Source organism: Streptomyces sp. NPDC043680 (genome assembly GCF_056436685.1).
The window spans coordinates 253,783-266,367 of record NZ_JBWKCE010000001.1 but is presented as its reverse complement, the minus strand read 5'-3'; the positions used below and the strand labels follow the sequence as shown (position 1 = coordinate 266,367).

The following is a 12,585-nucleotide window of genomic DNA, read 5'->3' as shown; positions in this document are numbered from 1 at the left end:
GGCGGCGGGGTGTAGGCGGTGAGCGGGGTGCCCCCGGGGTCGGGGCGGACGGCCCCCAGCAGCGGATTCGCCGCGATCGGGGACACCTTGACCTTGGCCCCGGGCCGGGGCGCCTGCACCACCTTGCCGTCGCCGATGTAGAGGGCCACGTGGGTGGCGGTGGGGAAGTAGACCACCAGGTCCCCGGGCCGCAACTGGTCCAGCGGCACCTTCGGCAGCTGCGCCCACTGCTCCTGGCTGGTCCGGGGGATGGACCGGCCGGCGTGGGCCCAGGCCTTGGAGGTGAGCCCGGAGCAGTCGAAGGCACCGGGCCCCTCGGCGCCCCACGTGTACGGTTTGCCGATCTGGGCGGCCGCGTAGCTCAGGGCGGCGCCGCCCGCGGCCGTGGGGGTACGGGGGGCGGCCGGGCTGCCGAGCGTCCCCGCGGCGATGAGCTCCCGCTGGGCGGTGGCCGTCTGGGCGGCTTCGCGGGCGCCGAGCTGTGCCAGTTGCTCCGGGGTGAGGGAGGAGAGCATCCGCTCGACCTCCCTGAGCCTGAGGGTCACCTCGTCCTTGCGCTGCTTGCGCTGGGCGGCGAGGGACTGCTGGGCGTCCAGGGCCTTGCGGGCGGCGGTGGCGAGGGCGTCGGCCTCGTGCTCTCCGCGGGCGAGCCGGGCCAGGATCCCGGCCCGGCGGGCGCCCTCGCGGGCGGCGAGGTGGCGCTGGTCCTGGGCGGCCTGGGCGTCGCCGGTGAGCAGCATCCGGGCGTACGAGGAGAGGCCGGCCCGGGCGCCCTGGTACTGCTCCCGGGCCATCCGCCCAGCGGCTGCCCGCTCGGCGTCGAGGGCGGTCCGGGTCTTGCCGAGGGCGGAGCTGAGGCGGCGCTCCTCGGCTTGGCGGGCTTGGAGGGTGACGTCGGTGGCGTTGTAGGCCTCGGTGGCCTCTTCGGCCTGGCGGTAGAGGGTTTGGAGGCGGGTGAGGAGCGCGCCGAGGCCCTGGCCGGGGGTGGCTGCGGCGGTCGCGGTGGTCCCCGTGGGCGCGGTACCCCCGGTGGTCGCGGTGGTGCCCGTAGGCGCGGTGCTCCCGGTGGTCCCGGTGGTCGCGGTGGTGCCCGTAGGCGCGGTGCTCCCGGTGGTCCCGGTGGTCGCGGTGGTGCCCGTAGGCGCGGTGCTCCCGGTGGTCGCGGTGGGCGCGGTGGTCGCGGTGCTCCCGGTGGTTCCGGTGGTCGCGGTGTCCGTCGTGGTTTCGGGGGTCTCCTTGTCCTCAGTGGTTTCTGTGGTTTCGGCCTCGGCGGGTTCGGTGGCTTCTGCGGTTCCGCCGGGTCTTTCGGTGCCGGTGCTGGTGGTTCCGGTGGGCGGGTCTTCCGGGCCGGGGTTGGCATGGGCGGGCCCGGCCGCGACGAGTACTGCGGCGAGACATGCGGCGCGGAGCAGCCGACGTGACATGGGATCACCTCCAAGGCGGCCGATGCTGCCATGCGCGGTATGACTAGATGCTGAACGGCGGCGGCCAGCCGTCGGGGCCCACCCGTCCGGCCGATCCCTCGGGGCGGGGGCTGCGTGGTGGGGCCGTCGCCGGGCCGGCCTGGGCCGCCGCCTGCACCTGACCGGTCTTCGGCGCACTGCGACATACGCGGACATTCCGACCGGCGCCTTGCTACGTTGCCCTCATGACCGCCCTGACGGAACAGGTGGTGGACCCCGTTCCGCCCCCGCCCCCCGACAGCCGCGCCCCCCGCCGCGGGGTGGAGTCGGCGCTGCTGCTCGGGGCCGTGCTCATTGCCGTCCTCGGTCATCTGTACGTCGGCCTCTCCGGCACCGGCCGCATTCCCGAGTCCGCCGCCCGGTACGGTGCCGGGCTTGCGGCTGCTGCCTTCCTTGCGCATGTCGCCGTCAGAGTGTGTGCTCCTTATGCCGATCCGCTCGTTCTGCCCATCGCCGTCCTGCTGAACGGCTTGGGGCTGGTGCTGATCCAGCGTCTCGACCTCACCACGCCCGGGCACCTCACCGCCGGAGACCAGCTGCGGTGGTCCGCGTTCGGGGTGGCGCTGTTCGTGTGCGTGCTCGCCGGGTTCCGGGACCACCGCCTGCTCCAGCGGTACGCGTACCTCTCGGTGGCCGCCGCCCTCGTGTTGATGCTCGTGCCCGTCTTCTTCCCGGCCGTCAACGGGGCCCACATCTGGATCCGGTTGGCCGGACTCTCCTTCCAGCCGGGAGAGTTCGCCAAGATCCTGCTCGCGGTGTTCTTCGCCGCGTACCTCGCGGCGAACCGCACCGCCCTCGCCCTCACCGGCCGTCGGCTGTTCTGGCGGCTGCGGCTCCTGCCCGGGCGGGTGCTCGGGCCGATCCTGGCGATCTGGCTGCTGAGTGTCGGCGTGCTCGTGCTGGAGCGGGACCTGGGGACCTCGCTGCTCTTCTTCGGGCTGTTCGTGATCATGTTGTTCACCGCCACCGGCAGGGTCGGCTGGATCGCCATCGGGCTGCTGCTCGCCGCCCTCGGGGCGTACGCCGTCGGAACCTTCGAGCCGCACGTGAACAGCCGGGTCGAGGACTGGCTGAATCCTTTCGCCTCGATCGGGCGCGGCGAGGGTCCCGGACAGCTCGCCCAGTCGCTCTTCGCCTTCGGTGCCGGCGGGCTGCTCGGTGCCGGGCTCGGGCACGGGCAGTCGTTCCTGATCGGTTTCGCCGCCAAGTCGGATTTCGTCCTGGCCACGGCGGGCGAGGAGCTCGGCCTCGTCGGGGTCAGCGCGATCCTGCTGCTGTACGGGCTCCTCGTCGACCGGGGCTTCCGGGCCGGGCTCGCGCTGCGCGATCCGTTCGGGCGGCTCCTCGCGACCGGGCTCGCCTCGATCGTCGCGCTCCAGGTGTTCGTCATCGCCGGGGGAGTGACCGGGCTGATCCCGCTGACCGGCATGGCCATGCCCTTCCTCGCCCAGGGCGGCTCTTCCGTGGTCACCAACTGGATCATCGTCGCCCTGCTGGTCCGGCTCAGCGACAGCGCCCACCGCCCCCGTCCCGCCGACGGGGAGGCCGCCGCGTGATCCGCTACATCCGCTGGTGCGCGTACTTCTGTGCCGCCCTGCTGCTCGCCCTCCTGGTCAACGTGGCCCGGGTGCAGGTCTGGGAGTCCGCCGCGTACGGGGCGAACCCGGCCAACAAGCGTCCCGCCATCGCCCGCTACGCCGAGCCCCGCGGGGACATCCTGGTCGAGGGCCGGCCCGTCACCGGATCCCGGGACAGCGGCCAGCTCCTGCGCTACGAGCGGACGTACGCCGACGGCCCGCTGTACGCGCCGGTCACCGGCTACTCCTCGCAGACGTACGGGACCAGCTTCGTCGAGCGCGCCGAGGACCGGATCCTCTCGGGCACGGATCCGGGGCTCTCCGCGTTCCCCCTCTGGTACGAGCTCTCCCGGCGCCGTCCGGCCGGGGGGAACGCGGCGACCACCCTCCGGGCCGCGGTGCAGCGGGCCGCGTACACGGGGCTCGCCGGCAAGCGCGGTGCGGTGGCCGCGCTGGAGCCCGCCACCGGGAGGATCCTCGCGCTGGTCAGCAGCCCCTCGTACGACCCGGGGACGCTCTCGGGGACCGGTGCGGCCGTGAAGGCGGCCTGGGCGCGGCTGAATGCGGATCCCGCCCGGCCGATGCTCAACCGGGCGCTGCGGGAGACGTATCCGCCCGGCTCGACCTTCAAGATCGTGACGGCTGCGGCGGCCCTGGACGCGGGCGTGGTCACCGATGCGGACGCGCCGACGCGGACCCCCGACCCCTACCCCCTGCCCGGCACCCGCACCCTGCTGCCGAACGCGGCCACCGGCTGCGAGGACGCCTCGATGGCGGAGGCGGTGCGGTGGTCCTGCAACACGGTGATGGCGAAGATCGGCGTCCAGGTGGGGCTGCGCAGGATGGTGGAGGCGGCCCGGCGGTTCGGGTTCAACGACGACGGGCTGCGCGTGCCCTCGTGGGTGTCCCGCTCGAACTTCGACACCGACATGAGCCAGGACCAGCTGGCGCTGTCCTCGATCGGGCAGTTCAACACCACGGCGACCCCCCTGCAGATGGCGATGGTGGCGGCGGCCGTGGCGGACGGCGGCGAGCTCAGGGCCCCCTACCTGGTGGACCGGACCACGCGCGGCGACGGCGGTCCGGTGCGGCGGGGCGTCCCGCGCAGTCTGGGCCGGGCCATGAGCCCGGCCACCGCGGTGCAGCTCCAGGAGCTGATGGTGAAGGCGGTGGAGGACGGCACCGGGCGCAACGCGGCGATCCGGGGCGCCGTGGTGGGCGGCAAGACGGGGACGGCCCAGCACGGCGTCGGCAACGCGGGCACCCCGTACGCGTGGTTCATCGGCTGGGCCAGGGCCGAGGACGCACCGCTGCCGGGGGTCGCGGTCGCGGTGGTGGTCGAGGACGCGTCGGCGGTCCGCGGGGGCGTCAGCGGCAACGGCGCGGCGGCCCCGATCGCCCGGGCGGTGATGGAGGCGGCCCTGTCCGGGGCGCGGCCGCGGGCCTGACCCGCCCTACGGGTTCTCGCCGCCCTCCGCGATGGCGGCCTGCACCTCCGCCACCCTCTCGGCCTCCTCGGCCGCGAACCGCTCGCGGTCGAGGGCTTCGGCGATCTCCTCGTCCTGGCTCATCAGCAGGTCAAGGTTGGAGTCGCCCATGTCGAAGACGCCCATGTCCAGGTACGCCTTCTGCAGCCGCTCGCCCCACAGCCCGATGTCCTTCACGCAGGGCACGATCCGGCTGAAGAGCAGCCTGCGGAACATGTGCAGGAACTCCGACTGCTCGCTGAACTCCTCCGCCTCCTTGCGCGGGATGCCGAAGTTCTCCAGCACCTCCACCCCGCGCAGCCGGTCGCGCATCAGGTGGCAGCCCTCGATCACGAACTCCTCCCGCTCGCGCAGCTCGGCGTCCGTCAACTGCTTGTAGTAGTCCCGCAGCGCCATCCGCCCGAAGGCCACGTGCCGGGCCTCGTCCTGCATCACGTACGCGAGGATCTGCTTGGGCAGCGGCTTGTCGGTGGTGTCGCGGATCATCCCGAACGCGGCCAGCGCCAGCCCCTCGATGAGCACCTGCATGCCCAGGTAGGGCATGTCCCAGCGGGCGTCACGCAGGGTGTCGCCGAGCAGGCCCTGCAGGCTGTCGTTGATCGGGTAGAGCATCCCGATCTTCTCGTGCAGGAAGCGCCCGAAGATCTCGGCGTGCCGGGCCTCGTCCATGGTCTGGGTGGCGGAGTAGAACTTCGCGTCCAGGTCCGGCACCGACTCCACGATGCGTGCGGCGCACACCATCGCGCCCTGCTCGCCGTGCAGGAACTGGCTGAAGTTCCAGGCGGCGTAGTGCCGGCGCAGCTCGCCCTTGTCCTGGTCGGTGAGCCGGGACCAGTAGCGGGTGCCGTGGAGGGTCAGCGCCTCGTCCGGCGTGCCGAGCGGGTTGTACGGGTCCACTTCCAGGTCCCAGTCGATGCGCTTGGCACCGTCCCACTGCTTGTCCTTGCCCTTCTGGTACAGCGCGAGGAGGCGCTCCCGGCCCTCGCCGTACTCCCAGCTGAAGCGGGCGGCGCCGGTGGCGGGAACCTGCCAGACGTCTGCGCCCGGGTCCTTGGTGTAGAGCTCGTGCGTCGACACTGACGCCCCCTCGGCTCGTGTACTTCCGTACAGGACTGGATGGTTGGCAGCGTCACACGTTGGTAGACGCGCGGTCAACAAGTGACGCGCGGGGGATTGACGCCCTTGCTGACAGGCAGTCTCATAACTGGTGACGCAAGCAGTGACGCCCCACCCATCCATCCATCCGGAACACGGCGAGGTGCCCCCGCCATGACGACCACGACTGATCGACGGGTCCTCCAGGACGCGCTCGGCGTCCTCAAGGACCGCGAGCAGATCGCCGCACGCCTCCTCGAATCCTCCGCCAAGCACTCCTTCGACCCCGACAAGGAACTCGACTGGGACGCCCCGACGGTCGACGGGAAGTACTACTGGCCCCCCGAGCTGCTCTCCCTCTACGACACCCCGCTGTGGAAGAAGATGGGCGAGGAGCAGCGCATCGACCTCTCCCGCCACGAGGCGGCGGCGCTCGGCTCCCTCGGCATCTGGTTCGAGATCATCCTGATGCAGCTCCTGGTCCGGCACATCTACGACAAGCCGCTGACCAGCAATCACGTGCGGTATGCGCTCACCGAGATAGCCGACGAGTGCCGCCACTCGATGATGTTCGCCCGCATGATCCAGAAGGCCGGGGCCCCCGCGTACCCGGTGTCCCGCACGAACCACAACCTCGCCCGCATCCTCAAGACGGTCTCCACCACCCCGGGCTCCTTCGCCTGCACCCTGCTCGGGGAGGAGATCCTCGACTGGATGCAGCGGCTGACCTTCCCCGACGAGCGCATCCAGCCGCTGGTCCGCGGGGTCACCCGGATCCACGTCATCGAGGAGGCCCGGCACGTCCGGTACGCCCGCGAGGAGCTGCGCCGCCAGATGCTGACCGCCCCGCGCTGGGAGCAGGAGCTCACGCGCATCAGCTGCGGCGAGGCCGCCCGCGTCTTCTCCCTGGCCTTCGTCAACCCCCGGGTCTACGAGAACATCGGCCTGGACCGCCGCGAAGCCGTCGCCCAGGTCAAGGCGAGCGGCCACCGGCGGGAGGTCATGCAGACGGGTGCCAAGCGGCTCACCGACTTCCTGGACGACATCGGCGTCCTGCGCGGGGTCGGCCGCAAGCTCTGGCGGAGCTCGGGACTCCTCGCCTGAAGCCCGGGGGGTGGGGCTACCCTGCGGGCATGACCGTACGCGCGTACCGCAGGCTGAGCGTCGAGGAGCGGCGGGCCCAACTCCTCGACGCCGCCCTGTCCCTGTTCGCGCACCGGGCGCCGGAGGACGTCTCCCTCGACGACGTCGCCGAGGCGGCCGGAGTCTCGCGCCCGCTGGTCTACCGGTATTTCCCCGGCGGCAAGCAGCAGCTGTACGAGGCCGCCCTGCGCTCGGCGGCCGACATCCTGGAACTGTGCTTCGCCGAGCCCCAGGAAGGCCCGCTGACGCAGCGGCTGTCCCGGGCGCTGGACCGCTACCTGGGCTTCGTCGACGTGCACGACGCGGGCTTCGCGGCCCTGCTGCAGGGCGGCAGCGTCGTGGAGACCTCCCGTACGACGGCGACCGTGGACGGCATCCGGCGGGCTGCCGCGCAGCAGATCCTCGTCCACCTGGGCGTCCCGTCGCCGGGGCCGCGGCTGCGCATGATGGTCCGCACCTGGATCACCGCCGTCGAGGCCGCCTCCCTGATCTGGATCGACGAGGGCAAGCAGCCGGACGTGGCCTCGCTGCGGGACTGGCTGGTGGACCAGTTCATCGCCCTCCTCACGGCGACCGCCGCCACCGACCCGCAGACCGCGGCCGCGGCGGGGGCGGCGCTGGCCCTGGAGTCGGCGGACGGGCCGGCGGGAGTGCTGGCCCGGCGCGTGATGCCCGTGGTCTCGCAGGCCGCGCACCTGCTGTGACACTGGTGGGGTGAGAAGCGAACCGACCCCCTTCGAGGGCGGCCCGATGGACGGCCGCGTCCTCCCGATCCTCCTCGGCCCGACCGGCCACCCGCCGCGGTGGTACGAGATCCCGGTCCCGGCGGCGGACGGCGGGGCCCCGACGGTCCTGCTCTACGAACGCGTCCCGGCCGGCTACAGCAAGCGGCTGCACCTCCAGAAGGGCTGGAAGTACGCGTACCGCCCGCAGGCGAGCAAACCGGGACTGCGCTGGCCCTGGAGCAAACCGAGCCGGCCCCCCGCCGCCTGAGGCAGGCCTTGGGGTTCGTCCCCTTCGCCCCCCGCCTGAGGTGGCTCCCGCCTGAGGTGGCCCCCGCATGGGGTGGCCGCCTCGATCGAGGTCAGCCCTCGCTGCGGCCGCGGCGCAGCAGGGCGAAGCCGAGCCCGGTGGCGCCCAGTGCCGCCATCCCGGCGCCCGCCGCGACCAGCACCAGCCCGTCGCCCGGTTCGTCGGCCAGGGTGTCCAGGCGCAGCACCCCGGTCGCGTCGGCGGCGACGGTGTGCGTGCGCGGCGCCGCCGCCGGGGCGGTGTGCCCGTCCCGGATGCCGGTCTTGTAGCCGTCGCCTCCGGGCGTACCGCTCGGGGCGGAGGGGTCGCCGACCCAGGAGGAGAACCGCCCGTCGGGCTGCAGGGCCGCGTGCAGCGGGCCCGCGCCGCCGACGGCGGGGATCCCGTCGCGGCTGGTCACGGTGGTGGCCAGGGAGCCGTCGGCGGTGAGGATCTCCGCCCGGTACACGCCCTCGGAGACCCGGTACACCTTCGCGGTGGAGACGCCGTCGGCGAGGCCGAGGCTCTTGACCGGCGTCCCGGGTGCGCCGGCGGTGTGCGCGGCCGACGCGGCCGGCACCCCTTCGGCGAGCGCCGCCGCGGCGGGCAGCGCGAGCAGGGCTGCGGCGCAGGCGGTCACGGCGGCTGCGCGAACGGGAGTGCGGCGGCTGACGGTGGTCACGTGAATCCCTCGGTGCGGTGGGTCCGGCGGCTGCGGGTGCCACCAACGTAGGTGCGGGCCATTGCGGTTGAGCACGCGCCGTGTAACAGGAACCCGGCGGAGTCCCGTAGAAGTCGTTACACGGCCGAACGGCCGAGAACTCCACCGGGGGATTGCCGCACGGCCCCGAGGCTGCTCCCATGTACGGCGGGGGTGAGGTCCCGTGCGCGGACTCAAGGTGCTGCCGAGCGGCCGGCCCGGCCGCGGCCGGCTGTATGTGAACCTGCCCGACGGGCGGGCGGTGGCCTGGTACGACCGGGAGGCCAACCGGATCAGCGTGCTCGCCGACGAACACCGCGACGCGGTCCTGGCGGCCCTGCGCCCGTACCTGGCCCGCGGCTACGCCGTCGGCCCGCCCCCGGTCCCCACCCGGGCCGAGCTGCGCCGGCTCTCCCTGCCCCCGGACCGGGACCTGGCCCCGAACCGCCCGGGCGAGCTGCTGCTCGGCGAGCTCGAACACGGCTCGGCGGGCACCAGGGCCCGGCACCGGCTGCGCCAGGACCTGACCGCCCAGCAGCAGATGGGCGAGGTCCTCGACGCCCTCGAAGCGGAGGGCTGGCGGGTCCTGCACGGAGTTCCGCTGCCCGCCCTGGGCCCGGTCGACCACCTGCTCATCGGCCCGGCGGGACTCTTCTGCGTCCGTACGGTCCCGGGCCGCAGGCAGCGCGCCTCGGTGGGCGACCTGCTGCTGACCGTGGGCCGTACGGAGCCCCGCCCGGACCCGCGCTGGATCCGCCGCGCCGCCGCAGCGGCCACCCGCGCCCTGGCAGCCCCCGTCAGCCCGGCCCTCGCGCTGGTCGACGCGGCCCGGATCGCGGTGGCGCCCACGGTCGCCGACATCCGCGTCCTGGAACCGGCCACGGCGGCCGAGGTGCTCGCCTCGGCCCCCGCCACCCTCAAAGCGCCGGACACCGAAGCCCTCTTCGCCCTCGCCCGCGACAGCCGGACCTGGCTCCCTGGTCCCGCGGTCCCCGGCCCGCGCAGCCTCCTCAGGCCGTTCGCTTCCGCGGGGCCGCCTTCTTCGCTCCCGAGGCCGTCTTCGCCGCCGAGGCGGTCTTCTTCGCGGAGGTCTTCTTCACCGCCGAGGTGGACTTGACCGTGCCGGACCGGGCCCCGGAAGCGGATTTGCCCGACGCCGACTTGGAGGTCGACTTGGCCGCCGACTTCTTGGCCGTTCCCGAGGCCGCCGTCTTCTTCGCCGTCGTCGCGGTCGACTTCTTGCCGCCCACGTCCTTCGGTGCGGATCCCGCGGACTTGCGGGAGGTCCGGGAGCCGCCGGAACCGGAGGACGCGGACCGCCGCATCGGCGTCACCTCCGCCTCGCCGCCCTCCGCCCCGGCCGCGCCCGCCCCCGACGCCGCCTCACCCCGGGCGGCCTTGGCCGCCCGTACGCTGTTCTCCAGTGCCGCCATCAGGTCGATCACCTTCCCGGCCGGCTCCGTCCCCACCTCCGCCGGAGGCTCGAAGGCGCCCTCCGCCTTCGCCTCGATCATCGATTCCACGGCGTCCCGGTACTCGTCCCGCAGCGAGCTGATGTCCACCTCGCCCAGGGTCGCCATCAGTGCGTCCGCCAGGTCCAGCTCCGCGTCCCGCACCGACACCGACCCCTCCGGGGCCACGCCCTCCGGCTCGCGGATCTCGTCCGGCCAGAGCAGCCCGTGCATGGCGATCACATCGTCGACGACCCGCAGCATCCCCAGCCGCTCGCGGCCCCGCAGCGCGTACTTGGCGATGGCGACCTGCCGGCTCCGCTTCAGCGCCTCCCGCAGCAGGGTGTACGGCTTGGCGGCCGTGGCCCCGTTCGCCGCGAGGTAGTACGCCGCGTCCATCTGGAGCGGATCGATCTCGTCGGCCGGCACGAAGGACACGATCTCGATCGTCTTCGCCGTCGCGATCGGCAGCTGCGCCAGGTCCTCGTCCGTGATCGGGATGATCGCCCCGTCCGGCTCCTCGTAGCCCTTGCCGATCTCGGCGTTGGTCACCTCCTCACCGTCCAGCTCGCACACCTTGCGGTAGCGGATCCGTCCGCCGTCGCTCAGGTGGATCTGCCGAAAGGAGATCGAGTGGCTCTCGGTGGCGTTCACCAGCTTGATCGGAATGCTGACCAAACCGAAAGAGATTGCGCCGTTCCAGATGGATCGCACGGTTCCTCCCGTTTCATGGCAATCTCATCGTATGACGCCGATCACCATGGTGGAGGGGCGTCGCATCTCGCTCAGCAACCTGGACAAGGTCCTGTACCCGGAGACCGGCACCACCAAGGGCGAGGTGCTGCACTACTACGCCACCGTCGCGGACCCGCTGCTGGCCCACACCCACAACCGGCCGGTGTCGTTCCTGCGCTACCCGGACGGCCCGGACGGCCAGCTCTTCTTCACGAAGAATCCGCCGCCCGGCACACCCGCCTGGGTGAAGACCGCCCCGGTGCCGCGCAGCGACGAGCCCTCCGCCGCCCAGGTGCTCGTCTCGGACCTGCCGTCCCTCATGTGGGCGGCCAACCTCGTCGTCGAGTTCCACACCTACCAGTGGCCGGCGGGCAGCCCCGCCGTCGCCGACCGGATGGTCCTCGACCTCGACCCCGGCCCGCCCGCCACCGTCGTGGAGTGCTGCGCCGCCGCGCTGTGGCTGCGCGAGCGCCTGGCCGCCGACGGCCTGTCCGCGTACGCCAAGACCTCCGGCTCCAAGGGCCTCCACCTGGCCGTGCCCCTGGAGCCCACCCCGTCCGACCGCGTGTCCGCGTACGCCAAGGCCCTCGCCCAGGAGGCCGAGCGGGTGCTCCCCGACCTGGTCGTGCACCGCATGGCCAAGGCCCTGCGCCCCGGCAAGGTCTTCGTCGACCACAGCCAGAACGCCGCCGCCAAGACCACCGCCGCCCCTTACACCCTGCGGGCCCGGGCCCGCCCCACGGTCTCCGCGCCCGTCTCCTGGGAGGAGGTCGCGCACTGCGGGGACCCTTCCCAGCTGGTCTTCCTCGCCGAAGACGTCCCGCCCCGGCTGGAGCGCGACGGGGACCTCTTTGCCCCGCTGACCGACCCCGACCGGGCCCGCCCGCTCCCCGGGCACCACCGGACCCGGACATCCCCCGCGACGCGGAAGCCCCCCGGGACCAGGCGATGATCAGGGTCGCGCTCGCCGCGCCCGTGCGGACCCTGCCCGTCGCGGCGGGCCTCGCGTACGAGCCCAAGTTCGACGGCCACCGGATGGTCATCGTCCGCACCGGGCGGGACGTCCAGCTCCAGGCCCGCTCCGGGCGCATCGTGACCAGCGCCTTCCCCGACCTGGCGGCCGCGGCGCTGCACCTGCCCGCCGACACCGTCCTCGACGGCGAGGTGGTGGTCTGGCACGAGGGCCGGACGGACTTCGCCCTCGTCCAGCGCAGGGCGGCCGCCACCGCGGCGCGCGCCCCCGTGCTCGCGCAGAGCCTGCCGGCCTCGTACGCCGCCTTCGACGTGCTGGAGCTGGGCGGCGTGGACGTACGCGGGCGCCCCTACGTGCGGCGCCGGGCGCTCCTGGTGGACCTGCTGCTCCCGCTCGGCCCGCCGCTCCAGCCCGTACCGATGACCACCGACCCCGAACTGGCCGCCACCTGGTACGAGACCCTGCCCGCGAGCGGCATCGAGGGGATCGTGGTCAAACGGCTCGACCAGACCTATCCGGCGGGACGGCGCGGCTGGCAGAAGCTGCGGCACACGGAGGTGCGCGACGCGGCGGTGGTCGGCTACACCGGCACCCCGCGGCGGCCGCTCGCGCTGGTGGTGGTGGTGCCGGTGGAGGACGAGACGCCGCTGGTGTCCAGCCCGTTGTCGGCGGCGCTGCGGGCGGAGGTGGCGGCGGAGGTGGCGGTGCGGGCGGGCTCGGCGGGGGAGGCCGGAGCGGCCGGGGTGCGGGCGGGGGCGGGGGTCGGGGCCGCGACCCGGACCGTCACGGCGATCGGGTTCGGCGAGGTCGTGTACCGGACGCTGGACCCGCCCCTGGCGGCGGAGGTCCGCTACACCTCGCTGAGGCATCCGCCGCCCGAGGTGCTCAGGCTCCGGACAGACCTCTGACCTGCGCCGTGGGGTGGCGCAGGTCAGAGGCGATCGGCACGG

General features: G+C 73.4%; 11 protein-coding genes and 1 pseudogene. 8 read left to right on the top strand and 4 right to left on the bottom strand.

Going from position 1 to position 12,585, the window contains the following annotated elements:
* Positions 1-131 precede the first annotated feature (131 nt).
* Positions 132-515 (bottom strand): annotated as a pseudogene (locus AC0666_RS01185) (C40 family peptidase); the annotation flags it as partial.
* 1,133 nt (positions 516-1,648) lie between these two features.
* Here AC0666_RS01185 and AC0666_RS01180 point away from each other — a divergent pair.
* Positions 1,649-3,019, top strand: coding sequence for an FtsW/RodA/SpoVE family cell cycle protein (locus AC0666_RS01180; RefSeq protein WP_478706887.1), 1,371 nt, complete (start codon positions 1,649-1,651; stop codon positions 3,017-3,019).
* Positions 3,016-4,488 carry a penicillin-binding transpeptidase domain-containing protein gene (locus AC0666_RS01175; RefSeq protein ID WP_478706886.1) on the top strand — a complete coding sequence of 491 codons (1,473 nt, stop codon included), beginning with the start codon at positions 3,016-3,018 and terminating at the stop codon, positions 4,486-4,488. Before AC0666_RS01180 ends, AC0666_RS01175 begins: the two co-directional genes overlap by 4 nt.
* Before the next feature lie 6 nt (positions 4,489-4,494).
* Here the strand turns inward: AC0666_RS01175 and AC0666_RS01170 are convergent, their stop codons facing one another.
* A complete protein-coding gene (locus tag AC0666_RS01170; RefSeq protein WP_468581439.1) occupies positions 4,495-5,604 on the bottom strand; it encodes a ferritin-like domain-containing protein in 1,110 nt (369 codons plus the stop codon).
* Between the two features lie 192 nt (positions 5,605-5,796).
* Here AC0666_RS01170 and AC0666_RS01165 point away from each other — a divergent pair, with 192 nt between their 5' ends.
* From AC0666_RS01165 to AC0666_RS01155, 3 genes are read left to right on the top strand one after another with little or no spacing between them, the layout of a single operon-like run.
* The gene (locus AC0666_RS01165; RefSeq protein WP_478706885.1) at positions 5,797-6,726 is read left to right on the top strand and encodes an AurF N-oxygenase family protein; all 930 of its coding nucleotides are present in this window, start codon (positions 5,797-5,799) and stop codon (positions 6,724-6,726) included.
* 29 nt (positions 6,727-6,755) lie between these two features.
* Positions 6,756-7,469, top strand: a complete 714-nt coding sequence (locus AC0666_RS01160) for a TetR/AcrR family transcriptional regulator (RefSeq protein ID WP_468963293.1) — start codon at positions 6,756-6,758, stop codon at positions 7,467-7,469.
* A 10-nt stretch (positions 7,470-7,479) separates the two neighbouring features.
* A complete protein-coding gene (locus AC0666_RS01155) occupies positions 7,480-7,758 on the top strand; it encodes a hypothetical protein (protein ID WP_468581435.1) in 279 nt (92 codons plus the stop codon).
* Between the two features lie 91 nt (positions 7,759-7,849).
* Here the strand turns inward: AC0666_RS01155 and AC0666_RS01150 are convergent, their stop codons facing one another.
* Positions 7,850-8,458 carry a hypothetical protein gene (locus AC0666_RS01150; protein ID WP_468963294.1) on the bottom strand — a complete coding sequence of 203 codons (609 nt, stop codon included), beginning with the start codon at positions 8,456-8,458 and terminating at the stop codon, positions 7,850-7,852.
* Between the two features lie 202 nt (positions 8,459-8,660).
* Between AC0666_RS01150 and AC0666_RS01145 the strand changes: the two genes are divergently transcribed.
* Positions 8,661-9,593 (top strand): nuclease-related domain-containing protein, encoded by a 933-nt coding sequence (locus AC0666_RS01145; protein WP_468963295.1) that lies wholly within the window; start codon positions 8,661-8,663, stop codon positions 9,591-9,593.
* Here AC0666_RS01145 and ku read toward each other — a convergent pair.
* The gene (gene ku, locus AC0666_RS01140; RefSeq protein WP_468963296.1) at positions 9,487-10,641 is read right to left on the bottom strand and encodes a non-homologous end joining protein Ku; all 1,155 of its coding nucleotides are present in this window, start codon (positions 10,639-10,641) and stop codon (positions 9,487-9,489) included. The genes AC0666_RS01145 and ku overlap by 107 nt on opposite strands.
* Before the next feature lie 31 nt (positions 10,642-10,672).
* Between ku and ligD the strand changes: the two genes are divergently transcribed.
* Together ligD and AC0666_RS01130 are read left to right on the top strand one after the other, a co-directional pair.
* On the top strand, positions 10,673-11,614 hold the full coding sequence (gene ligD / locus AC0666_RS01135) for a non-homologous end-joining DNA ligase (RefSeq protein ID WP_468963297.1): 942 nt from the start codon (positions 10,673-10,675) through the stop codon (positions 11,612-11,614).
* Positions 11,611-12,543: an ATP-dependent DNA ligase gene (locus AC0666_RS01130; protein WP_468963298.1), complete on the top strand. Its 933-nt coding sequence runs from the start codon at positions 11,611-11,613 to the stop codon at positions 12,541-12,543. The genes ligD and AC0666_RS01130 overlap by 4 nt, the downstream gene beginning before the upstream one ends.
* The last annotated feature ends 42 nt before the right edge of the window (positions 12,544-12,585 follow it).